Source organism: Flagellimonas spongiicola, assembly GCF_023502425.1.
Lineage (GTDB): Bacteria > Bacteroidota > Bacteroidia > Flavobacteriales > Flavobacteriaceae > Flagellimonas > Flagellimonas spongiicola.
The window spans coordinates 602,743-625,405 of sequence record NZ_JAMFMA010000001.1; the positions used below are offsets into that span (position 1 = coordinate 602,743).

Genomic DNA, 22,663 nt, shown 5'->3' on the forward strand with positions numbered 1-22,663 from the left:
ATGCAGAACTTTCTTAAAGTTTTAAAAGTTTCATTACTGATAACAGTAGTAGTCGCCATCCTAAGCCTTTTTGTATTTGGGGATGGCGACTATTCTCTTGAGAATATTATTAGGAGCGTTGTTATTGGTTTTATATTTTCATTTGGCCTTACAGCTGTCAATTCGTACTTCCATGATTGGATGAACGTTGTCTATCCTTGGGAAAAGTATCCTCAAAAACGACTATGGGTAGGGGCGATTGGTTCTTTCATCCTTACTATTATTGCTTTCGGATTGCTTAGGTATGCCATTTACTTTTATTATACCGATGTTGCCTTCGTTAAGTTCTTTAAAAATGAAACCTCAGAGCCTTATCTCATTGCAATAGTTATCACTTTGATTGCCTCATTGTTCACCCATGCATTTTATTTCTATCGGGCAATGCAGAAAAAGGAGGTAAAAAAGCAAAAAATCATTGCGGGTTCGGCTTCTGCGCGTTTTGATGCACTTAAAAACCAGCTGGATCCACATTTCTTGTTCAACAGTTTAAATGTGTTGACCAGTTTGATAGAGGAAGACCCTAACCAGGCGCAAAAATTCACCACATCACTTTCCAAAGTTTATCGCTATGTGTTGGAACAAAAAAATAAGGATTTGGTAACAGTGGATGAAGAATTGAACTTTGCACGTACCTATGTTCGGTTGTTAAAAATGCGATTTGAAGAAAGTATAGTGTTTGATATCCCTGAAAAAAGCAGTATGCCGGACGCTAAAATTGTTCCATTGTCCCTCCAACTTCTTTTGGAAAATGCTGTTAAACATAATGTGGTAACAGCCACCAAACCACTTCATATCAAGGTAACGGAAGACGCTGGTATGCTTACGGTAAGTAACAACCTTCAAGAGAAACAAGTAGTTAAGAAAAGCAGCGGAGTTGGGTTGCAGAATATAAAACAGCGGTATGGTATTTTGACAGATCGTGCAGTGGATATTTCCAAAACACATTCCAATTTCAGTGTTTCATTGCCAATGCTTACTCAACAGGTGGTAGTCGCCGAAACCCAGCAAAGTTTTATTGCGGAAAAACGCTATCAAAAGGCAAAAGAGCGTGTAAAGGCTATCAAGGAGTTTTATTCCCATTTGCTTTCGTACTGTATTGTGATCCCCTTTCTATGGTGGTTAAATTTTAGGACTACTGATTTCCTTTGGGCCTTTTTCCCAACATTTGGTTGGGGTATTGGACTATTGGCTCATGGAATGGAGGCCTATGGGTATAATCCACTTTGGGGGAAACGTTGGGAAGAGCGAAAGATTCAGGAATTGATGGACAAAGAGGATTTTTGATAGTATTGTGCGGTAATTTATAGCCCTTGCTTCTGGTCATCTTTAGTTTGTACTTACAGTTCATCCCTCAAAAACAACAATTGGTTCAAGTACTTTTTTAAATCCTTCGGTAGATTCGGAAATTTGATATGTAATTAAAAATCAAGTCAATCAATTAATACACATCAAATGGAATTCAACAACGAAAAAAGTTATAACAGAGCTAAAGAAAGAGTGGAATGTTTAAAGGGATTTTATTCGAGTCTTTTCGCTTATTGTATAATTATCCCTTTTTTGGTTTACCTCAACTATCGATCTTCAAGTTTTCCATGGGCATTGTTCCCTGCAGTGGGATGGGGGATAGGTCTTTTAAGCCAATGGATGAATGCTACTGGCAATCACCCAATACTCGGAAAACATTGGGAAGAACGCAAGATCAGGGAGTATATGAACGATAGCAAATTCTAATGAATACGTATCTTTAATAAGCCTTCCAAAAACCGACCAAGATGAATAAACTTAGTAACGAATCCAAGTACATACGTGCCAAGGAACGCGTAGATCAGTTGAAAAAATTTTATGGGAACTTAACTTCCTATTGCGTTGTGATTACTGTATTGGCAATCATCAACTACCTTTCAAATGACTTTTCCTATATGTGGTTTTTATGGGCTGCATTTGGATGGGGAATTGGATTGTTCTTCCATGCGGTTAAAGTCTTTGACCTCAATCCTTTTTTTGGTAAAGGTTGGGAAGAGCGAAAGATTCAGGAACTGATGGGTCAGGATGAAAATCAACAAAAATGGAAATGATCATGGAAAATTTTAATGAAGAAAAATATAAAAGAGCAAAAAAGAAAATAGAGGATTTAAAAGGGTTCTATATTCACGCTTCAATTTATACGGTGGTGAATACTTTTATCCTTTTCAATATTTACAGAAATACTGATGATTTTTGGCACTGGCCAAATTTCATCACCTTGTTCGCTTGGGGAATTGGTTTGTTCTTCCATGCTAGTAAAGTCTTCGATTTCAATCCCTTTTTCAGTAAAGATTGGGAAGAAAGGCAGATACAAAAGTATATTGACGAGGATAAAAAAGAAATGGATAAGTTCAAGTAATGGAAACCAATCTGGAAAAACTTGAAAAAGCGCATAAACGTGTGCGTAAAATCAAAGGATTTTATTCGCATTTGATTGTTTACTTGGTGGTCAATATTATATTGTTACTCATCAAAAATGACGTTTCCAACTATGTTATACAAGAATCTGGGATTCATGACGAAGGTTTTGCCAGATATTTACACTGGCAATTTATATCAACACCAATATGGTGGGGTTTCATACTTGTAATACAAGCTTTGAACCTTTTTGGTCATCCAATAATAGCTGGATGGGAGAAGCGAAAAATTAACGAAATCATGAATAAGGAGGAACAAAACTCCAAATAGCATTAAGGAATACTATGAACGTTATTATCATTGAAGATGAAAAACCGGCTGCTAGAAGGTTAAGCAGATTGTTGATGGAACTGAATGTAGAAGTCTCTCAAATGCTCCATTCGGTTGAAGAATCCATAGAGTGGTTTCAAAACAATCCTCATCCGGATTTGATCTTTCTGGACATTCAATTATCTGATGGACTTTCATTTGAAATTTTTGATAGTATTGAAGTCAAAAGTGCCATTATTTTCACTACGGCATATGACGAATATGCACTCCAAGCATTCAAGTTGAACAGCATCGATTATTTGTTAAAACCCATTGATGATGAAGAGCTCGAAAATGCGGTAAAAAAGTACCGTGATTTCAAGCCCGAAAATCAAAAGATTTCGGTTGATTTCAATGATATCAAAAAGCTGTTGGTCAACCCACTTGAACGGGAATACAAAAAACGGTTTACGGTAAAAGTTGGGCAGCACTTAAAGATTATAAATGCGGAAGATGTGGAATGTTTTTATAGTGAAAACAAGGGAACATATGCTGCAACTTCTGAAGGTAGAAATTACTTGTTGGATACTACCCTTGAACATTTGGAGGAGGAGTTGTCCCCGCAATTGTTTTTTAGGGTAAGCAGGAAGTTTTATGTGAACGTAAATCATATCAATGATATCATTTCGTATACAAATTCAAGGCTTCAAATCAAGTTAAAACGCTTTGGTGAACAGGAAATTATCGTAAGTAGGGAACGCGTGAAAGACTTTAAGCTATGGTTAGAGTAATATGAATCAAAGTGCTGATTATCAAATTATAAATATAATTAAAAACCCACTATAAATTTTCTTTATAGTGGGTTTTTAATGCCAAATCAACTCTTTTTAGTCAATACGATTGTCATCGAATGCCGAAGGTAACAATTTTGGAATCAACTTGATGAAAATGGGGAGTAGAACAGCTCCTCCAGGTAACATAAAAATAGCTAAAGAAGGGACGCTTTTAAAAATATCAAGCAGTTGATTTTGCATTTTTTTCTTTTCATCATGACTCAATTCCCGGACAGCTGCTTGTGAAAGTAGGCCCATTAATTCTTTACTTTCCGTTAACTCTTTTTTTAATCGTTTGCTGTTTCTTAAAATCAGTTTGCTCACATTTTTAGACATCCCATCGTAGAATTGTGAGGCCAAGTTTTTGTCGCTTAAATAGGCAACTTGATCCTTGTTTTTTTCGAAGAAATCTTGAACATTTTTCAGTGCAATTTCCACCTGTTTTTCAGTCCAATTTAAATCCGTTCCAAGACCTAAAATGTAATCGGATTCGGTGTAGTTTAATGACTTGTCTTCCCATATGGTCAAGCAAGCCATATCCATAAAATAATTCTTTTCTTCTTGGGTGAAATTGTGTTGCAATAAATCTCTATAGGTTCCATCAAAATTTGTAGAATTCAAATCTACATAGGTCAATGAAGAAGCCAACAAATGCATTAATCTTCCATCTTTTTCATCACTCTCTTTACTGTTGAGTGCATGATAGGCAATATTCATGGTTACATATTCCAATAATTGGGCATGTTCCCTCAGTAGGTCTTGGTTCTTGAGGTATACCTTGAAAATTAGTATGTCAACATATAATAAAGAATTGGTTATACTATTGCCAAAGGCTCTATTGAAAGCATTTCCTCCAAGATAGATTCTAGAATCCAACAGCTTTTCCAACTGATTTTCCGTCCGTTTTCCGGCTAGTATTTTGTTTAAAAAGGAGATTTTACCAACATCCAAGGATTGGTAGTAATTGAAAACAGTGCTTACAAATGTTTCAAAGTCCGTTTGGTTGGTCTCAAATCTATAGGTAAAATACAATGCCGTCAGTAGGTTTATTTTGGCAATTTCATCTTCGGTTAGACTATGTGTGGTTGGTATAAATTCCGGAATGTATAAATGAATCCCATAGATAAAACCATTTCTCCTTAATTCGGTGTATAAAGCATCAAAGTCCTTGAAGCAAGAACGATCGTTTTTTACGAGGTGCCCAAACTTGTTGATCCATCCAGAAGAAGAAGGGTTCATCGGTTAAGATTTACATGTCAAAGTAAAGGAAATTCTAAGATAATAACATCCAATTCACAAATTAGATGTTGAATGGTTTCAGAACAAACAAATTTATAGTGTTAATCGCTGTATTTATAGGCATTGCAACCACCAATGATAATGGTCATATTCTTGGGAAACATACCGAAGTAGCTTTGGGGAAATTTTAAACTTCAAATCATGGGAAACAAAAGGATTCTAATAATAGCAATGGTGATGTTGACATTCGGTAATGCATTGGCTCAAGATGTACAAAACACCGATGGCAGTAAATGGCAATTTCGTTTAAGGGGAATTGTAGTTACGCCAGATGAAAGTGCGGATATTGAAGCTATTGGTGGAGATGCATCAATTTCTACAGCAGTAGTACCGGAATTTGATATTACCTACTTCTTTAATGAAAATTGGTCTATGGAGCTGATATTGGCGACCACCAAACATGATGTTGAAGCGGTTGGTACAGCTGCTGGGGATTTGGATTTGGGCCATGTATGGTTACTACCGCCAACATTGACCGGACAATACCATTTTACTGGGGGTGACTTTATCCCTTACGTTGGAGCAGGATTGAATCTTACACTTTTTTATGGCGTTAACGAAGGACCAGTAGCTGACAATGTTGATTACGATACCACAATTGGCTATGCCCTTCAAAGTGGTTTTGACTATATGTTGAATGACAAATGGTTCTTGAACCTTGATGTTAAGAAACTCTTTTTGAATACTGATGCAACAGTAAATGCAACCACCGCTCTGGGCGCCACAGTAGGTGCAGATGTGGATATCAACCCTTGGATTATAGGATTTGGCGTAGGGGTCAAATTATAGGGTGAAAACCAGTATTGGTTTTTAGGTTTATTTTGATGGTGGGAGCGGCTTGTATTGGCAAGCCGCTTTCTTTTTTACATCAGGCTAATGGTAACCGGAAGCCATATACTTCCAACCCGTTTAATTTAAAGTCTATTTGTGGATGTCGTTTGAATCCAATCTGCTTATACATACGTTGTGCCGGTTTCATGTAGGCGGTGGAATGAATTAGAACTTGTTTATGACCCGATTTCTTTGCTTTTTCAATACAGGCATTGCTTAATGCCCTGCCAATTCCTTTCCCTCTTGCTGAAGGGTCAACGGCCAATAATCGAAATCCGGATACATCACTTTTTGGGAATTTGACATTTGGAGCACCATAATGTGTCATGTCTGAAAAATAGAGAATAGCACCCCATATTTGGTTGGTATTGGATAGGGCAACTAGTAATTCTACACCAGGATTATGCGTAAATTCACCAATATTGGCCAACGATTCATAGTACTCCGGTTGTTCATTGGCCTTTGGGAATCCTTCCAAATTTGAATATACGGACACCAGAAGCTGTCCTATTCCTGCAAATTCATATGGTAGGGCATTGCGTATAGTGTAATCCATAGTAGGACTATTTTGCCCAAATCGCAGGTTGTATCGCTCTGAAAAACTTTGGTTGTCCAACGCATTCTCCAATTCAGTAAGTTGAATTAAAAAATCAGGGTTTACCACTTCTTGCAACACAGTACGGATATTCTCCCATTCTTTCTCGAAATAGGGGAGCACATCTTTACCTTTTTCAGATAGACTAATACAGGTTTTTCTACCATCTTTTGGATCCTTATACATGTCCAAGTAACCATGCTCACGCATTTTTCGTGTAATTTTTATCATGGCAGGATGAGAGAAACCTAAGGAGCTGGCAATTTCAGTGACGGTAAGTGGTCCCTTGGATTTTAAGAGTAGGAAAATAACATGCCAATTAGGGTCTATGTCCATATGGTGCCGTGCATAATGCGAAACCGTGCTTGATACGATACGCTCATTTAGGCGTTTGATCCGCGCAGTAAACCCTAAATGCTCCAAGCTTTGAAGAAAGTCTATTTCCATAAAAAAACGTAACTAGTTACGTAAATATATAAATATTAAAACAATTAAACATTTTCCTGTTCGATGTAAACTGAAGTCACATAGCGATGTTTTACAAGGACAAATTGACCCAAACTTCATTAACCCAGTAGTGTTTTTTACCATACCTGGAAGTAATAAGCTTAAGAAAAGGTCGTTATTTATATAAGCCCCCGATTAACGTAGTATAAACAATAACTGGAATTTATGTTGGTTCAACAGCCATCGCGTTATATCGATTTTCTTATGTACTGCAAAAAGCGCAGATCTTTTTGCAAGGGCTATCATCGTCTAAAAAAACTGCTTTACAATGGGGAAATCGGCTATGCCGATTACGTACGTTCCCTGCGTAAAATCCATAAGGCTGCCATTGAACTAGAGCTTGATTATTTTGATATTCTCTACATGCGTCAATGCTAAGAACGCCATTATTCCACTAGCTTGCTGATTACCTGAGTCTCACTGTGCAATGTTTTATGCACGGGGCATTTATCCGCTATTTGCATGATTCTAGCTTTTTGGTTGTCATCGAGGTCACCTTGCAACTTAATTTCTCTACGGAATGTGTCGATTTTAGCCGATGGATTTTCACAATCCTCACAATCTTCAGCATGTGATTTACTATATGAAGTATGAACTTCAACGTTGTCCACTGGCCACCCTTTACGACGGGCATACATTTGAATGGTCATGACTGTGCAGGCAGATAAACCGGCAGATACCAGCTCATATGGGGAAGGACCAAAATCGTTACCACCAAAACTTGTAGGTTCATCTGCAACCATATAATGGTTACCAACCTTCATCTGCGTTGTAAACCCATCGTTAGCGTCCAAACTTGCAACCACCTGATGCTTTGTTTTTAAGCCTTTATTGTTCGTTTCCAAATTATCCACGTACCGCTTGGCCCAACCTGAAATAACCTCGCCAACGTAAAGCGAATCTTCCTTTCTGGTCAACAAATGATCTGCTCCATCCAGAGAAACAAAACTTTTTGGATGGTGTGCCGCTATGTAGATTTCTTCTGCGTTCTTAATACCAACTGTATCATCTTGGGGCGAATGCAATACCAGTAAAGGTTTGCGCATCGCTTTTGCAGTTTCTGGGAGGGATTTGGTCTCTAAATCAACGAGGAATTGTTTTTTAATAGTAAAATCCCTTCCACTTAAATTAATTACGGCCTTACCGGTGTTTTCGATTTCTTCAATACCACTTTGCAACAAATGTTTTACATGGATGGGATTAGCAGGAGCACCAATAGTTGCCACCGCTTTAATGCTGTCGAGTTCAGAGGCGGCAAAGATAGCTGCCGCTCCACCCAATGAATGTCCAATCATAAGACTTGGCGCGCTGTAATTCTCTTTTAGAAAATTGGCCGCCGCAACCAAATCCTGAACATTCCCTGAAAAATTTGTATCGGCAAAATCACCATCGCTTTCACCCAATCCCGTAAAATCAAAACGCAAGACCCCAAAACCATGTGAAGTCAACGCTTTTCCAATGTTTTTAACGGCCAATAGATTTTTATTGCAGGTAAAGCAATGGGCAAATACTGCAAAATTATGTGGATGCTGATCCACTGGTAGTTCCAAACGGCCAATCAAAGATTGCCCGTCTGCATTTTTAAATGATACTTTTTGAAGACCCATAAGACTGATACATTTAGTTGGTATTCCAATCAGAAGTTATGCGTCTTTGTTTTTAATCCAAAGGCTCCTTCTTTTTGAATACTTTCCTTAAGTCGGGATTAAAGAAGATTCCTATCTGCCAACGATCAAATACAGCGTTGGTGAACTGGTTTCTGAGGTAGCCAAATTGTACACTGCTGTTTTCGGTTACATGGATTCCGAGTGCACCATATAATCGGTTTTGACCGAATAAATCGTCCTGTAGATTGATGAACAATTCGTCATAAAAATTCAAGAAAAAGGTATCTGTCAAAGGTAAAGTAACCTGAATACGATAGCGCGCTCTATGTTGTGTATCTGTTCTATCCCCAAAATCAATAAATCGTTGTTCCAATCTATACCGATGTTCAAAAAGGAACTCCCAGACTTTATTTTTAAGTATGAATTGCTGGAATATTCGATGTTCCTTGCTGTTGGTTTCATTAGGGAACTCCTCAAAAGTGCCGTCCGTTGAAATAAAACCATAACCTGCAGTTGCAATGGCGTTTGGGTTGATGTGATAATTCAATCCAGTTCTTAACAACAACTGATTAAAGTTGGATGCGGTCTCATAGAATCGAAATTGTGCTTCTGTATGTACACTGAAGCGCTCAGCAATTTTATTGGTTCCGAAATACATGTACCAGGCGCCCATTTCATTTTCCCCTGGTTGTTGGGCGTGGATTCCACTAGAGGTCACTAGCAGAATTAAAAGAACAATTAACTTCTTCATTAGTTCAATCTAAATTCCTTGGTTTCTTTAAAAGGGGACAAATTTAAGGCTTCAATGGAATCTTTATAGGTTTTCCATTTTTCGTTGAAAAATAAATTGGTTTTAGCTAAGGCGGTTTTCAATTCGGCTTCCGCAAAATTGACTAATTGTGTTTCTGTATCGGTTAATCCTGTTTGTCTGGTTCCAACATAAAAATTGGCGGTATTGATTCTTCTCATTACCGTAATTTCAGGATTCCGCGTTAACCCCTGTCGGGTATCTTCCTTCCCAATAAACAGTGCCATCACGCTATCTATTTCCTTTGTTATTTCCTTTGATGCTTTAATTTGGTCCGCATAAGCTTCCTTGTCTTTTTCTTTTAATTCCTTTTGGAATTTATTTGCCAACTCCTTGCTTTGGGCTAATTGCTTTACAGCATCAGCTGCAGTTTGCGTAAATGCTTCAAGTTTTTTACCTGCATCATATACCGCATTTATTGAACTAGAAGAGGTTTTTATTCTTGGGTCTGTTTTTACAGTTATGCTCGTAGAATCGATAGCATTCCCTAAATGAACTTTTACCTTGTACGTACCAGGTTTTACGGTTATGCCGCCTCTTTCATTTGTGTTGGTGCTAATTGTTCTCGACGGGTTATCAGGACCTTTTTCATCCAGTTCCCAATAGATTCTGTGAAAACCAGCTTTTTTTGGAGTCTTTGAACCTAAAGTTCGGATTAATCGGTCTCCGTCATAAATCTTAAAGAAAATAGAGTCTTTTTTCGCTTTGTCATCGGACTTTTCTGCGTCTTCTTCCTTGTTTTCTTCCTTTTCTTTGACTTTTTCACCTTCCTTTAAATAATAGGTGATCATGGCGCCTTCCTCTCTATTTGTTCCATTGTATAAGGCATCTCCACCAAATCTACTACCGGTAGCTTGCTGGTATGCAGCAAGGTAGGCATCAGGGCTTTCGAACAAGGCAACATCCTTTTTCAAAATAGTATTGTCATTGGCCAAAGCTCTTAGCGGTCGGATGTCGTCCAATACCCATGCAGCTCTTCCGAAGGTTCCCAAAACCAAATCTTGCTCCCTTGGATGAATAATCAAATCCTTCGTGGAAACCGTTGGAAATCCAGCGGTCCATTTTTGCCATTTGTTACCTGCGTTCAGCGATACATAAAGACCATCATCTGTTCCAAGAAACATGAGATTTGGATTTGCCGAATCTTCCACAATCGACAAAGCATAACTTTCCACATCATTTTCATCTACAATTCGGGTCCAAGTTTTTCCGTAATCCTTAGTGCGATAGGCATATGGCGTATAATTGAAACGTCTGTAATCATTAGCAATTAATAAAGCTTCACCGCGATTGGTTTTGGATGCCTTTATTTGCGGTATCCAGCTACCCTTGGGTAGACCCTTGATATTATTTGTTACTTCCGTCCAGGCATTTCCTCCATTTTGAGTGTAGTGAACGCGACCATCGTCTGTGGCAACCCAAAGCATATCCCGTTCCACTGGTGATGCTTCAATAACGAGTATGGTACAATAGTTTTCTGCTCCGGTGGCATCCATGGTCAACCCGCCACTCTCGCTTTGTTTTTGTTTGGATTTGTCGTTGGTGGTCAAGTCGGGTGAAATGACTTTCCATGTTAGGCCTTTATCCGTGGATTTATGCACAAATTGACTTCCAAAGTATACGGTGCTATTATCAAATGGATCTTGTCCAATTCCTGCATTCCAATTAAATCGAAGTCTGGTGGTTTCATCTGGCGGGGTAGGGCGAACGATATAATTGTTTCCTGTTTTCCAATCGTAACGTGAGACAAAACCTTGTTGACTCATGGCATACCCAAATTGATTATTGTCCAAATCTGGTACAACATCAAATCCGTCGCCAAATGCGATTTCCTGCCAGTAATCATTTCGGATGCCTTGGTACTTCCAGACATAGGCTGGTCCTCTCCAAGAGCCATTATCCTGCATACCTCCATAAACATTGTATGGGTATTCGTTATCAACATTGATATGATAGAATTGTGCCAATGGAAGATTCCCAACAAATCGCCAAGTCTTTCCTCCGTCTTTGGTGATATTCATTCCACCATCATTGCCATCAATCATAAATTGACCGTTTTCCGGATGTATCCACCACGCATGATGATCAGGGTGCACACCATTATCAACTTGATAGGCTGGCATCAATTGCGTAAAGTTTTTTCCGCCATCTTCAGAAACATTCACGTAGGTAAATATGGAAAACACTCGATTTTCATTTTGAGAATCCACATAAATTTCAGAATAATAAAATGGTCTATTACCAATGTCATTTTTATCGTTGATTTTTTCCCATTTGGAACCGCCATCATCTGATCTATACAACGCATTCTTTTTGGCTTCCACCAACGCGTAGATTACATTGGGTTTGTTTCTAGCTATCGCAATGCCAATCCTTCCCAAATCACCTTTTGGAAATCCATCATCTGGAGACACTTTTTTCCAATTGTCACCACCATCATGTGTAATGTACAATCCACTACCTGAGCCACCTGACTTAAAAAACCAAGGGTCCCTTTTATGTTCCCACATGGCCGCAATCAATTTGTTCGGGTTGGAAGGGTCCATGACCAAATCCCCAATCCCTGTTTTATTATTCACAAAAAGAATCTTGGACCAGGTTTTGCCGCCATCTGAGGTTTTGAATACACCTCTTTCGGGATGTTCCCCCCAGGGAGAACCGATTGCCCCGGCATATACTACATCTGGATTTGTAGGGTCAATTACAACGCGATGGATATGCCTTGTTTTTTCCAATCCCATAGATTTCCATGATTTTCCGCCATCCAACGATTTATAAATTCCATAACCGCCATTTAGACTGTTTCTGGGATTACCTTCCCCAGTACCTGCCCAAATTACGGATGGATTGGATTGCTGTATGGCAATTGCCCCAATCGAACCAGTGACTTCTTTTTCAAAAACAGGCTCCCATTTAATGCCGCCTGATGTTGATTTCCAAATACCTCCAGAAGCCGTACCCACGTACATTATATCAGGGTTGTCATTTACCACATCAATGGCCGTAACCCTTCCGCTCATTCCTGCAGGACCTATGTTTCGAGGTTTCATGTCCTGTATCATTTCCATATTGAATTCCTGGGCACATACCATCGATGTTAAAAACAATAACATCAGGGAAAATAAATTCTTGATCATTTTGGTGTATTTAATTTTTCGTGTTTTGATTAATGATAGTTTCATTTCTAGTTTTGAGCAGCATGGTCCGCTATGGAAGCCAATTTGGTATCAATGGCTTGCTTATCTATTACTTTACCTTGAACAATAACCGCGGTAATCTGTTTTAAGTTTTCCAAGTTTTCCAACGGATTGGCATCTAGGACTACCATATCTGCTGCCAGACCTTCTTTTAGGTCTCCAAATTCATCCGTAAGTTCTAAATAACGCGCTGGATTTATGGTTCCGCTTTGTAAAATCTCCAAGGGGGTCAATCCTGCCCGTTCCATTCCCGCAATTTCGTGATGAATGGAAAAACCAGGTACATTATACAATTGTGGAGCATCAGATCCCAAAAGAATACCAAGTCCATTTTCTTGAAGGCTTTTCAATAGTTGTTTTCGAATACTGATAAATTTCTCCCATTGGGATGTGTCAAATCCGGATTCTGGTCCTGTTGTTGAAATTTTTATATCCCTCCATTGATTCAAGGTAGTGGTTGGCATATACTTCATTTCAGGTTGTTGTAACAAAGTATCAGCAGGTATAGGTGCAAACCAACGCTCAAAAAGACTCTGGGTAGGTACTATCCACACCTTATGTTCTTTGGAAAGTGCCACCAGATCTGCAATTTTTGTAGTATCTGCATGTTGGGTAAAATTGTATCCAAAAAAGCCATTGTCAGCTGGGTTCAGATTCTTGCTTTCGGGTACCAATCCTTCTAAAAAACCATCGATATGATCAATAGTGGCAAAATTACTTTTCAGTGCGTGCTCAATTCCAACATTGACAGGGACATGTCCGGCAAAAGGTATGTTTACCTCATGCGCTGTTTTGGCCAGTGCATCAAACACAGGACGTCTAATCCCAGGATGGATTTTTAAAAAATCATATCCATCTTTTTTGTACGCCTTTACCTTAGCTATCGCTTCTTCTTCGGAGGTAACCGTAAGACCATTCATTGACGGACTGCTAGTGAATATTCTAGGCCCAAGGGTTTCACCAGATTTGACTTTTTCGCGAAGTTCCAAATGAATAGGTGCACCCAACATTCCACGAATAGTAGTGATACCGTTTGATAAATAAAGAAAAAGTGTTTCTTCCATGCGTTCCGCCGAGGTGGTTGCCGGTGGAATATGTGCATGCATTTCTGCCAGCCCCGGAATTACATATTTACCAGTGCCATCAATGGATTCATTGAAGTTAGCTGCATTTAATTGCACATCAGAAATCAGTTTGATCCTACCAGAGTCAATGACAATGGATTGTGCTGGAATTACAGCACCATTGTTCACATTAATGAGGTTGATATTTCGGACCAATAAATCACCGCTAATCCTATTCTCTTGCGCTTGATTGCAGCTCGTAGCGATAACGGCTAATACCAGAACAATTAGTTTTTTCATAGGGTTATATCGTTTCGAAGGTTGTCAAAAATGGATTAGTTATGCCCAATGTGACATCCGCATCCTGGTCTCATGAAACTCTGTGCTGTCTCATGCCATGGAAAGGCTGCGTTGTATTTATTGTTTTCCCACCAGAATTGGGTTCGTTCCTGTTCTGTGTTTCCAATTTCATTCATTGTGGCCGCATCAAACAAGCGTCCATTCACCATGGTGTATTTCACGGTCTCCGTGTTTCGTATATCTTCTAGTGGATTTTTATCCAGGACTATTAAGTCCGCCAGTTTGCCCACTTTTAATGAACCGATATCCGCACCAGCGCCAATATAATTTGCACCGTTTATTGTGGCCACTTGTAATGCCTGTAAATTGGTCAATCCGCCTTGATGCAGCAACCACAACTCCCAATGTGCACCCAGTCCTTGCAATTGTCCATGAGCCCCTAAATTGAGTTTTACACCTTCATTGTTTAAGGCTGTCGCCGTTTTCGAAACCAAGATGTGTCCATTTTCATATTCTTCATCGGGAATCATGGTACGATAACGAGATCGCGCATCAACCAAACCTCTTGGCGTAAAATTCAAAAGACGCTCGTTTTCCCAGATTTTATCCTTTTGATAAAACCAATACTCCCCATTCATTCCGCCGTAATTAACGACCAATGTTGGGGTATACCCAGATTTACTTGTTTTCCATAACTCCACAACATCTTTATAAACTGGTGCTACAGGAATATTGTGCTCCACTCCTGTATGTCCATCCATAATCATGGTCATATTGTGATAGAAGGTAGAACCTCCCTCGGGAACCACGTTGATACCTAATTCGCGTGCAGCTTGCATGACTTGCTGCCGTTGATCACGTCTCGGTTGATTGTAACTTTTAACGGATTTCGCACCAAAAGCCTTTGTTCTTCGAATAGCAGAACGCGCATCCTCGAGCTTATTGATTACCGCTTTAAAATCTCCGTCGGCACCATATAAAATGATTCCGGTTGAGTAGACTCTTGGCCCCACCATTTCACCGCTCTTTATTAATTCCGACATGGCGAAAATCGATTCCGTATTGGCTGACGGATCATGAGAGGTTGTTACACCGAATGCAAGATTTGCGTAGAGTTGCCAATGTTTTTGCGTTGTTAAACCATATCGAAATCCACCAATATGTGCATGGGCATCCACTATCCCGGGCATAATGGTCTTTCCGGAAACATCATATACCTTGGCGTTTGATGGTACATTGATCTCATTAGAATTGCCAAGATATTCAATACGGTTTTCGTTGACTACGATTGTGCCATTTTCAATGATCTCATCGCCTTCCATAGTTATGATCCTGGCATTGGTAAATGCAATTCGTCCCGAAGGTTTATGGGTTTTGGAAACCAGTCCGATTTTTGTTCCTACACTATCAATCTTGGCCGCCTTCTCAGGAGATCCTGGTAAGTAGGTATACTTGTCTTTGACCTCATTGGCAAAATATTCATCCCCTAAAGTCCAGAAGATTTTTTGACTATCATTAGACCAATGCAAATTGATACCGGCATCTTTTGAAATTTGTGACACAGGAACATACTTGGTGTTTTTGTCCAAATCAATTTCTTTCCCATTAAGTATCAAAGGGGCAATATATGCTTTGTGCAGATGCGTAAATGCAATCCATTCATTGTTTGGACTCGGGACCAATCTATTGGCATATTTTGATTTTACATGGATTTTCTTATCCATACCATTTAGGTCTACGGATTTGAGCTGTTTTGTTAGACTTCCAAAATAGGTGCCACCTGTTTGATAGAAAATTCGTTTTCCATCCTTTGTGAACATGGGATATTCTCCTTCATCAGCTACGCGTTTTACATTGGATCCATTTGAATCCATAGTATAAATACCTGTGTTTTTTGCGAAACTTCGCCCTTGGTCGTTGTTTCCAGGTTCTTTTCTATAGGTTATCTTCTTTCCATCTTGACTGAAAGCAGGCGTTCTGTAAATACCCTTTTCTTTGCTTAGTTGAACAGGCATGCCTCCATTGGCGGAAATTTTGAATATGGACCCTAATTGTTCATCGTTCCAAGTAACATAGACAATGTTTTTCCCATCTGGAGAAAAAGCGGGCTCAAATTCGTAATCAGAAGCAGTTGTAAGTCGTTTTGGCTTCCCATTGGGTAGTTTCTTCGACCAAAGATGCCCAAGTGCATTGAAAACCAAAGTTTTTTGATCAGGTGAGGTCACCGCTTGTCGAATTACTTTTGCTGTAAATTGTTCCGGGGCAACAGGAGAATCCACTCGTAGGGTTTCTGCAATTTTAATATCAGCGTCAACAGTGAACGGAATGTTTGTTACTTGCTGGGTATCAATATTTATTTTATGGATTTTACCTTTATTCCAAAACACGATTTCTTTTCCATTTGGCATCCAATCAAAATTGGGGTAGACACCAAATATTGCCCATGCTTCTTGTTGATCTTTATTCAGATTGTCCAATAGCGGCCATTCTTCCCCCGTTGTTAGGTCATGTAAAAACAAAACTGTTTTGGTTCTCACCCGTTTGATAAAGGCCAATAAATTGCCATTGGGACTGACTTGGGGTCTAGCAGCGCCTCCAGGACCACCCGTAATAGTTTCCGTTTTACCAGTTTCAAAATCATATCTTTTGATCACATAGATTTGCTTGTTGGGATCCTTGTTGTACTGAAAAAAACCGCCTGGGTAGACGTCTTCACTGTAATACAAATACCTGCCATCATTGGAAACACAAGGCTCGTTTACATCTTGTTGGTCATTTTTCCGCTTGGTCAATTGCAAACCGCTTCCTCCAGTGATGTGATATTGCCAAATTTCTCCAGCTCCTAGAGACCTTTGTGAAGTATAATGTTTACGTGCAACCAAATAGTCCCCATTAGGCATCCAATACGAATTATTCAATAGTCTAAATGTCTCTTTGGTAACTTGTTTAGCGTCCGAGCCATCATTATTCATCACCCAGATATTATCGCCTCCGCCAGCATCGCTGGTAAAGGAGATTTTGTTGCCATCAGGACTGAATCGTGGTTGAATTTCGAAAGGGATTCCAGTTCGTAAAACCTTAGCTTTCCCCCCTGAAACAGGCATAGTGTAAATATCCCCCATAAGGTCGAAGACAATTTGTGTGCCATCAGGGCTTACATCCAGATTCATCCATGTACCTTCGTCTGTGGAAAATTTATGGGAAGTATAGTTAAAGTCGCCAGGAGGATTGGAGACATCCCATTTGTCATCTTCTTTTTTTTGGTCTTTTTCTTGGGCGTGGAAGGTAATTGATGCCAACAGCAACAATACGAGGTAATGGTATTTCATTTTCGGTTCAATTAGTCAGTTAAAGATACCAAAATAGGCAAGGGGATTTCTTAAAGGCTTGTTAAGGAAAAAAACCGAGTTGTTTTTAGGCGAAAATAGACGAATTAGAAGATTGAAAACATTGAAATGTCATTGATTTTTAGGAAGTTAAGTTGAAAATTACCATATTTAAAGGTCTTCCCCCTATTTACAGTACTGATTTTCACCAATTCTAACTCAAACTACAATGAAAAGATTGATCCTCATTTGCGTTTTGATTTCAAGTTTTACCATTCATGGTCAAGAAACGATTGATACTCAAAACTTGTTCGTACGTGTGTTTGATATGCAAGGCAATAAAATAGCTAAAGGTGTCATTGTTTCGTGGTCTGAAAATGGCTTGGTCTTGCAACAAAATAAGAAATCAACTGAAGTTCCATTCAATAACATAAGTAAAATCAAACTTAAAAGGTCTGGGGGGCATCACATTGGAATCGGTGCACTTTTTGGCGCTACTGTTGGTGGTGTTTTTGGAATTACAACAGATGATGGTCTTTGGCTTTCTCAGGGTGAAAATAGTGCCGCCATGGCCATAGTTGGGGCTATGCTTGGTTCCGCTTTAGGTGGAGTTTCCGCTGCTTTAAAAGAAAACAAAACCCTTATGATTGAAGGCGATATCTCCAATTGGGAAAGACAAGTAAGGCAGAATCAACAACCTTAGGGCATACTTAGAACAAAACTTTAGGCATAACCGGCTATATTTTTTAAGCTATATTTAGGGCAATGAAGAACAAAGCCCCTTGGTATTATCTTGTTTTGCTGATATTGGCTGGTGAGGCCGTTTTTATTCTCCCTTTTGTACTTCCTAGGATTTTCAGGTCAACGGTATTAGCTGTATTTGAGATAAGTAATTTTGATTGGGGCTTATCAATAGCCCCTTATGGAATTGTGGCAATGTTATCTTATCCATTAGGCGGGCCATTAGCTGATAAATACCAACCAAAAAAACTCATTGCAATTGCATTATGGATGACTGCACTTGGAGGAATATGGTTCGCAACATATCCGGGTTTAAATCAATTAAAATTACTTTACGGTTATTGGGGTTTTACTACCATCTTTTTGTTCTGGGCACCTATGATCAAGGCAACTCGAGTTTGGGGTGGACTGGCTTCTCAAGGTAAGGCTTTTGGCTTTTTGGATGGCGGTCGTGGATTGACCGGGGCTCTCTTTGGACTTTTAGGCGTTTTGATTTTTTCGTTTTTTCTAGGAACTGATGTGGATAGCAGTACCTTAATTGAGCGTCAAAATGCATTTAAATATGTAGTGTATACAGCTTGTGCTATCATTACGGTGATTGGATTATTGGTCTGGCGCTTCATGGACTCGGGAATGGATGAACGTAAAATACAAGCTGAGCGAATTTCAAAGAAAGAGATTGCTCAAGTATTGAAAATCCCTTCTGTTTGGTTACTAATGATCATTATACTTTGTGCTTATGTGGGTTATAAGATTACGGATGTGGTTTCTCAATACGCCAACGAAGTAATGTTGTACAATGAGGTTGACGCGGCCAAGGTGGGCACCCTCTTTCAATTTTTGAGACCCACTGTTGGAATATTGGTTGGGTTGTTGGTAGATCGTTTTAAAATTACCTTGTGGCTTTTCTTTAGTTTTTGCGCCTGTATCCTAGGGGGAATATTATTTGGTTCAGGAGTTATTGGGCCGGATACTACGGTATTGTTCTTCTTGTCTGTTATAATAGTGGCGACTGGTGTTTATGCCGCAAGAGCCTTGTATTTTGGGGTGATGCAGAAGGGACAAATACCCTTGGTGCTTACGGGTACTGCAGTGGGTTTGATTTCTCTTGTTGGATATACTCCTGATATCTTTGCCAGCCCTGCCTTTGGTATGCTATTGGATGCCCATAAGGGGGAAGAATTAGGTCATCAAAATGTTTTTTGGATGTTGACCGCTTTTGCCTTTGTTGGCGGAATTGCTTCGATGATTTATCATCGCCTTTACGGAAAATCATAAATGATTCACCAAGAATCCCTTGATTTGATATTCTTTTTACAGTTAGCTAAGATTTCGGTTATTCTCTTTTGTCTGGTTTCTTCTCTTTTGGCTTGATGGAGCCAGTAGAGATAGCTTTTACGCTGGCTTCTGGTGAAATTTTGAAAATTCTGGAATGCACGCTTGTTCCGGTTGAACACCTTTTGAAGATCTGGTGGTACCACTCCATTTTCTACATCGTCCAACAACGTCCAAGTACCATCCTCTTTGGCGGCATCAATCAAGGCTTGCCCACTGGAATGCATCAGGTTTTTTGCGGTCAAGTCTACAATATGGTCTTTATTCACCTTACTCCAGGTACTTTTTGGTTTTCTAGGACAGAAATATTGTCTTCGTTTTCCATCCCCTAGGCTTTTAACCGTACTATCTATCCAACCATAGCATAAGGCAACCCTTACCGCTTCCTCCCAACGCATGCTTTGCATTTCATGATTCACTTTGTAAAGAATCACATAAATGCCTTTGGAATTGGAATGGTTTGAATCCAACCAATTCCGCCATTCCAAGTCAGTTTTAAAATAGTGTTCCTGGATGTCTTTCACTTACAATTGTTGGGTATGGATGTAAAAGTTATTGTCAAATTCAAGGGAGGTACCTGCCAATGTTTCGGTTTTCCATTCTTTATTTGGGTACAACCAAACTTCTTTCTGGTCTACAAAAACGCGAATGGGCATATCAAATTCCTCAACAATATCCACATACCTATAACTGATTTTATCCCCATCTCTTTTAAACTCAAATTTCGGAATCATCGTGGTGCGCAAATATTGATTGAAGAATGCACTTAGGTCTTTTTTGGACTGTTGACTGATATAATCCTCAATCTGCTTTGTGGTCACAGTTTGATGGTAAAACTCTTTGTTCAAACCTCTAAGGATTTCACGCCATAATGCATCATCCTCAATGAGTTGGCGTAAGGTATGCAACATATTCGCTCCCTTGTAATACATATCACCTGAACCTCGCTGATTAACGTCGTAAGGACCAATAATGGGCTTGTCGTTTAGGATGTTATTTCTTGTCCCAATCACATATTCTGAACTTGCCTTGGCTCCAAAATGATAATCCAAATAGAGATTTTCAGAATAGGCTGTAAAGGCTTCATGGATCCACATATCGGCAATGTCCTTGTAGGTTATGTTGTTCGCAAACCATTCATGTCCACCTTCATGTATGATGATGAAATCAAACTTCAACCCCCATCCAGAGCCTGAAAGATCTCTTCCTAGATATCCATTCAAATATTTATTGCCATAGGTCACTGAACTTTGATGTTCCATGCCTAAATAGGGGACTTCAACCAGTTTGAAACTATCTTCATAAAAAGGGTAGGGGCCAAACCAGTGTTCAAAAGCCTTAAGCATCATCGGGGTCTGTTTGAATTGTTCTTTGGCCGTTTCCAAGTTGTCACGAAGCACATAATAATCCACATCCAATGCCCCATTTTCACCGTCAAAAGTTTCGCCAAAATGCACGTAATCCCCAATATTCACATTTACACAATAGTTGTTGATGGGGTTTGATACGAACCAAGTATAGTTTTTGAATTCGCCTTTATCCTCAGTCGATATCAATCTACCGTTAGAGACATTCATCAATTTTTTGGGAACATCCACGCTGATTCGCATGCTGTCAACTTCATCATACATATGGTCTTTATTGGGCCACCATACACTTGCACCAAGTCCTTGGCAAGAAGTTGCTGCAAATGGATTCCCGTTTTCGTCTTGATCCCATGAAAAACCGCCATCCCAAGGGGCGCGTATCGCCTTTTTGGGTTTACCAGAGTATTCCACCTTCAATTCATTGAATGCTCCAGGAACTTGCTTTTTTTGAAGCTTGATGAAGTGTGCAGGACCAATTGAGTTAAACTCCAAAGATTTTCCATCTTGGGTAACGGCATCAATTTTCAACGGTTTCTGTAAATCAATTTGAATAACATCCGCTTCTTGTAATACTTTATACCTGACCACGTTGTAACCAGCAATGGTTTCAGCTTCTGGTTCTACTTGGATATTCAAATCGTAATAACTAAGGTCCCACCAAGAGCGTTCAGGGGTAATACTGCCCCTCAAAGTATCCAGTTGTGTGAACATTTGTCCAGTTGATGACCATGTGCAACAAAGCACGGTAAGAAGAAATAAGAGTTGTTTCATGTTCAATAGTAAAAATTATCTGAAAACCGCATTTGGGAATACCACTGGACTTTCATGTCCGTTGGCTCCAATTGCGGCTACACCAAAAAAGAAGTTATCAATTACAATACCATCCAATGTGAATTCTGTTTTGTTACCCACATATGTATAATGGTCCCAGGTAGGCGAGGTGGTAGCTCTCCAATAAATTTTATACCCTGTAGCACCTTCAACCTTGCTCCATTTTAGTTTTGCTGAAGGCTCAACTATCCCGCCAATTTCAACCGTTTTTGGAGCCGGAGGTGCCCAAGCCATTGCCGCTAAGTTAATAGCATTGACGGCGGTAAGCTTTTTGACATACTCAAAGTCCACGTGTTCCAAGACATCACCATACGCAATGCCATTTTCTGTTCTTATGTCTTGATGTTGCTGGGTGTAATTTTCGTGTGCTTCCATTATACGAATACCGGCATAGCCAGCATCATTGAATGGTCGGTGATGGCCACCCCGACCAAAACGATCAAGCCGGTATACCATTATTGGATTCATTTCGGGCATATAGGTTTTGGTGGTTTTATGGATATATCTTGCCAACTGCCTTGATATTCCATCGACCTCGCCACCATAAAACCGTCTTGCTCTCCTTTGCTCTTCAGTTTCAGTGGGAGGTACTGGTTCAGAGAATATCCTAAAATCCCTATTGCTGACTACACCATCTACACCGGTTATGTTGCCGATCATGTCATTGTTCATAACCCCAATAATCTCCCAGTTATGTTCTTTCGTGTATGCCGCAAATCCTTTGCCACCAAAAAGTCCTTGTTCTTCCCCCGATAATCCCAGGTAAACGATGCTGTTTTCAAACTGGTATTTGGACAAGACCCGGGCAGCTTCCATGGCACCTGCCATTCCAGTAGCATTGTCATTGGCACCTGGGGCATCTGAAGTGTAATCATTTGGGTCACTCACTCTGGAATCAATATCCCCGCTCATGATTATAAAACGATTGGGGTATTTGGTTCCTCGTTGAATCGCTGCGACATTGACCACCATTACATCTTTGGTAATCCGCGAATTTTCACCCTTTTTAACCAAATCTTTTTGATAGAAAACTTCCAGACAGTTATTACACTCTGAGGCTATTTTGTCAAATTCCGACTTTATCCATCTTCTTGCGGCACCAATGCCTCTTGTTTCTGAAATTGTGTCGCTTAGTGTATGTCGTGTCCCAAAATTGGCAAGGGTGGTGACATCATTTTGAATCCGTTTTGCTGAGATATTATTTATAATATCATAAAGTTGAGTATCCGTTTGGCCAACCAATGTTGCGGTACTACATAAAGCACCAAGCAGAAAAAGAAAATGCTTCATTT

Annotated in this window: 20 protein-coding genes; 10 read left to right on the forward strand and 10 right to left on the reverse strand. The window is 39.6% G+C overall.

Going from position 1 to position 22,663, the window contains the following annotated elements; genetic code table 11:
* From M3P19_RS02880 to M3P19_RS02905, 6 genes are all read left to right on the forward strand, one after another.
* Positions 1-1,323 (forward strand): 2TM domain-containing protein, encoded by a 1,323-nt coding sequence (locus tag M3P19_RS02880; RefSeq protein ID WP_249656113.1) that lies wholly within the window; start codon positions 1-3, stop codon positions 1,321-1,323.
* Between the two features lie 168 nt (positions 1,324-1,491).
* Positions 1,492-1,770, forward strand: a complete 279-nt coding sequence (locus M3P19_RS02885) for a 2TM domain-containing protein (protein WP_249656114.1) — start codon at positions 1,492-1,494, stop codon at positions 1,768-1,770.
* 41 nt (positions 1,771-1,811) lie between these two features.
* Complete coding sequence (locus M3P19_RS02890) at positions 1,812-2,114, forward strand: 2TM domain-containing protein (protein ID WP_249656115.1); 303 nt, start codon at positions 1,812-1,814, stop codon at positions 2,112-2,114.
* A gap of 2 nt (positions 2,115-2,116) precedes the next feature.
* Positions 2,117-2,422: a 2TM domain-containing protein gene (locus tag M3P19_RS02895; protein WP_249656116.1), complete on the forward strand. Its 306-nt coding sequence runs from the start codon at positions 2,117-2,119 to the stop codon at positions 2,420-2,422.
* Positions 2,422-2,751: a 2TM domain-containing protein gene (locus M3P19_RS02900; protein WP_249656117.1), complete on the forward strand. Its 330-nt coding sequence runs from the start codon at positions 2,422-2,424 to the stop codon at positions 2,749-2,751. Before M3P19_RS02895 ends, M3P19_RS02900 begins: the two co-directional genes overlap by 1 nt.
* A 14-nt stretch (positions 2,752-2,765) precedes the next feature.
* Entirely contained in the window at positions 2,766-3,521 is a 756-nt protein-coding gene (locus tag M3P19_RS02905) for a LytR/AlgR family response regulator transcription factor (RefSeq protein ID WP_249656118.1), read from the forward strand.
* A 96-nt stretch (positions 3,522-3,617) separates the two neighbouring features.
* Here M3P19_RS02905 and M3P19_RS02910 read toward each other — a convergent pair whose 3' ends face one another.
* Positions 3,618-4,802, reverse strand: coding sequence for an LETM1-related biofilm-associated protein (locus M3P19_RS02910; protein ID WP_249656119.1), 1,185 nt, complete (start codon positions 4,800-4,802; stop codon positions 3,618-3,620).
* Positions 4,803-5,003: 201 nt separating this feature from the next.
* Here M3P19_RS02910 and M3P19_RS02915 point away from each other — a divergent pair, with 201 nt between their 5' ends.
* The gene (locus tag M3P19_RS02915) at positions 5,004-5,651 is read left to right on the forward strand and encodes an OmpW/AlkL family protein (RefSeq protein WP_249656120.1); all 648 of its coding nucleotides are present in this window, start codon (positions 5,004-5,006) and stop codon (positions 5,649-5,651) included.
* Positions 5,652-5,730: 79 nt separating this feature from the next.
* On the opposite strand, the gene M3P19_RS02920 is transcribed toward M3P19_RS02915, so the two are convergent.
* Positions 5,731-6,735, reverse strand: coding sequence for a bifunctional helix-turn-helix transcriptional regulator/GNAT family N-acetyltransferase (locus M3P19_RS02920; RefSeq protein ID WP_249656121.1), 1,005 nt, complete (start codon positions 6,733-6,735; stop codon positions 5,731-5,733).
* A gap of 264 nt (positions 6,736-6,999) precedes the next feature.
* On the opposite strand from M3P19_RS02920, the gene M3P19_RS02925 reads away from it, so the two are divergent.
* Entirely contained in the window at positions 7,000-7,173 is a 174-nt protein-coding gene (locus M3P19_RS02925) for a hypothetical protein (protein WP_249656122.1), read from the forward strand.
* Between the two features lie 8 nt (positions 7,174-7,181).
* On the opposite strand, the gene M3P19_RS02930 is transcribed toward M3P19_RS02925, so the two are convergent.
* Genes M3P19_RS02930 through M3P19_RS02950 form a run of 5 tightly spaced genes read right to left on the reverse strand, consistent with a single transcriptional unit; the run spans position 7,182 to position 17,100 of the window.
* Positions 7,182-8,402 carry a bifunctional alpha/beta hydrolase/OsmC family protein gene (locus M3P19_RS02930; protein WP_249656123.1) on the reverse strand — a complete coding sequence of 407 codons (1,221 nt, stop codon included), beginning with the start codon at positions 8,400-8,402 and terminating at the stop codon, positions 7,182-7,184.
* 52 nt (positions 8,403-8,454) lie between these two features.
* The gene (locus M3P19_RS02935; RefSeq protein ID WP_249656124.1) at positions 8,455-9,153 is read right to left on the reverse strand and encodes a DUF2490 domain-containing protein; all 699 of its coding nucleotides are present in this window, start codon (positions 9,151-9,153) and stop codon (positions 8,455-8,457) included.
* Positions 9,153-12,344, reverse strand: a complete 3,192-nt coding sequence (locus M3P19_RS02940) for a VPS10 domain-containing protein (protein WP_417953513.1) — start codon at positions 12,342-12,344, stop codon at positions 9,153-9,155. The genes M3P19_RS02935 and M3P19_RS02940 overlap by 1 nt, the downstream gene beginning before the upstream one ends.
* A gap of 50 nt (positions 12,345-12,394) precedes the next feature.
* Positions 12,395-13,771 (reverse strand): amidohydrolase family protein, encoded by a 1,377-nt coding sequence (locus tag M3P19_RS02945; protein ID WP_249656125.1) that lies wholly within the window; start codon positions 13,769-13,771, stop codon positions 12,395-12,397.
* A 35-nt stretch (positions 13,772-13,806) separates the two neighbouring features.
* The gene (locus M3P19_RS02950; RefSeq protein ID WP_249656126.1) at positions 13,807-17,100 is read right to left on the reverse strand and encodes an amidohydrolase family protein; all 3,294 of its coding nucleotides are present in this window, start codon (positions 17,098-17,100) and stop codon (positions 13,807-13,809) included.
* Positions 17,101-17,326: 226 nt separating this feature from the next.
* Between M3P19_RS02950 and M3P19_RS02955 the strand changes: the two genes are divergently transcribed.
* Together M3P19_RS02955 and M3P19_RS02960 are read left to right on the forward strand one after the other, a co-directional pair.
* The gene (locus tag M3P19_RS02955) at positions 17,327-17,800 is read left to right on the forward strand and encodes a hypothetical protein (RefSeq protein ID WP_249656127.1); all 474 of its coding nucleotides are present in this window, start codon (positions 17,327-17,329) and stop codon (positions 17,798-17,800) included.
* Between the two features lie 62 nt (positions 17,801-17,862).
* Entirely contained in the window at positions 17,863-19,116 is a 1,254-nt protein-coding gene (locus tag M3P19_RS02960; protein WP_249656128.1) for an MFS transporter, read from the forward strand.
* 5 nt (positions 19,117-19,121) lie between these two features.
* Here M3P19_RS02960 and M3P19_RS02965 read toward each other — a convergent pair whose 3' ends face one another.
* From M3P19_RS02965 to M3P19_RS02975, 3 genes are read right to left on the reverse strand one after another with little or no spacing between them, the layout of a single operon-like run.
* Entirely contained in the window at positions 19,122-19,697 is a 576-nt protein-coding gene (locus M3P19_RS02965) for a YdeI/OmpD-associated family protein (RefSeq protein WP_249656129.1), read from the reverse strand.
* Entirely contained in the window at positions 19,698-21,311 is a 1,614-nt protein-coding gene (locus M3P19_RS02970) for a M1 family metallopeptidase (protein ID WP_249656130.1), read from the reverse strand.
* A 15-nt stretch (positions 21,312-21,326) separates the two neighbouring features.
* Positions 21,327-22,661: a M28 family peptidase gene (locus tag M3P19_RS02975; protein ID WP_249656131.1), complete on the reverse strand. Its 1,335-nt coding sequence runs from the start codon at positions 22,659-22,661 to the stop codon at positions 21,327-21,329.
* Positions 22,662-22,663: the final 2 nt, after the last annotated feature.

Bases quoted from the DNA above. Each gene is read 5' to 3' on its own strand.
- M3P19_RS02935 (WP_249656124.1), bottom strand. From the start codon at position 9,153: ATGAAGAAGTTAATTGTTCTTTTAATTCTGCTAGTGACCTCTAGTGGA.
- M3P19_RS02945 (WP_249656125.1), bottom strand. From the start codon at position 13,771: ATGAAAAAACTAATTGTTCTGGTATTAGCCGTTATCGCTACGAGCTGC.
- M3P19_RS02960 (WP_249656128.1), top strand. From the start codon at position 17,863: ATGAAGAACAAAGCCCCTTGGTATTATCTTGTTTTGCTGATATTGGCT.
- M3P19_RS02915 (WP_249656120.1), top strand. From the start codon at position 5,004: ATGGGAAACAAAAGGATTCTAATAATAGCAATGGTGATGTTGACATTC.
- M3P19_RS02900 (WP_249656117.1), top strand. From the start codon at position 2,422: ATGGAAACCAATCTGGAAAAACTTGAAAAAGCGCATAAACGTGTGCGT.
- M3P19_RS02925 (WP_249656122.1), top strand. From the start codon at position 7,000: ATGTACTGCAAAAAGCGCAGATCTTTTTGCAAGGGCTATCATCGTCTA.
- M3P19_RS02930 (WP_249656123.1), bottom strand. From the start codon at position 8,402: ATGGGTCTTCAAAAAGTATCATTTAAAAATGCAGACGGGCAATCTTTG.
- M3P19_RS02890 (WP_249656115.1), top strand. From the start codon at position 1,812: ATGAATAAACTTAGTAACGAATCCAAGTACATACGTGCCAAGGAACGC.
- M3P19_RS02975 (WP_249656131.1), bottom strand. From the start codon at position 22,661: ATGAAGCATTTTCTTTTTCTGCTTGGTGCTTTATGTAGTACCGCAACA.
- M3P19_RS02905 (WP_249656118.1), top strand. From the start codon at position 2,766: ATGAACGTTATTATCATTGAAGATGAAAAACCGGCTGCTAGAAGGTTA.
- M3P19_RS02955 (WP_249656127.1), top strand. From the start codon at position 17,327: ATGAAAAGATTGATCCTCATTTGCGTTTTGATTTCAAGTTTTACCATT.
- M3P19_RS02920 (WP_249656121.1), bottom strand. From the start codon at position 6,735: ATGGAAATAGACTTTCTTCAAAGCTTGGAGCATTTAGGGTTTACTGCG.
- M3P19_RS02895 (WP_249656116.1), top strand. From the start codon at position 2,117: ATGGAAAATTTTAATGAAGAAAAATATAAAAGAGCAAAAAAGAAAATA.
- M3P19_RS02885 (WP_249656114.1), top strand. From the start codon at position 1,492: ATGGAATTCAACAACGAAAAAAGTTATAACAGAGCTAAAGAAAGAGTG.
- M3P19_RS02880 (WP_249656113.1), top strand. From the start codon at position 1: ATGCAGAACTTTCTTAAAGTTTTAAAAGTTTCATTACTGATAACAGTA.
- M3P19_RS02950 (WP_249656126.1), bottom strand. From the start codon at position 17,100: ATGAAATACCATTACCTCGTATTGTTGCTGTTGGCATCAATTACCTTC.
- M3P19_RS02970 (WP_249656130.1), bottom strand. From the start codon at position 21,311: ATGAAACAACTCTTATTTCTTCTTACCGTGCTTTGTTGCACATGGTCA.
- M3P19_RS02910 (WP_249656119.1), bottom strand. From the start codon at position 4,802: ATGAACCCTTCTTCTTCTGGATGGATCAACAAGTTTGGGCACCTCGTA.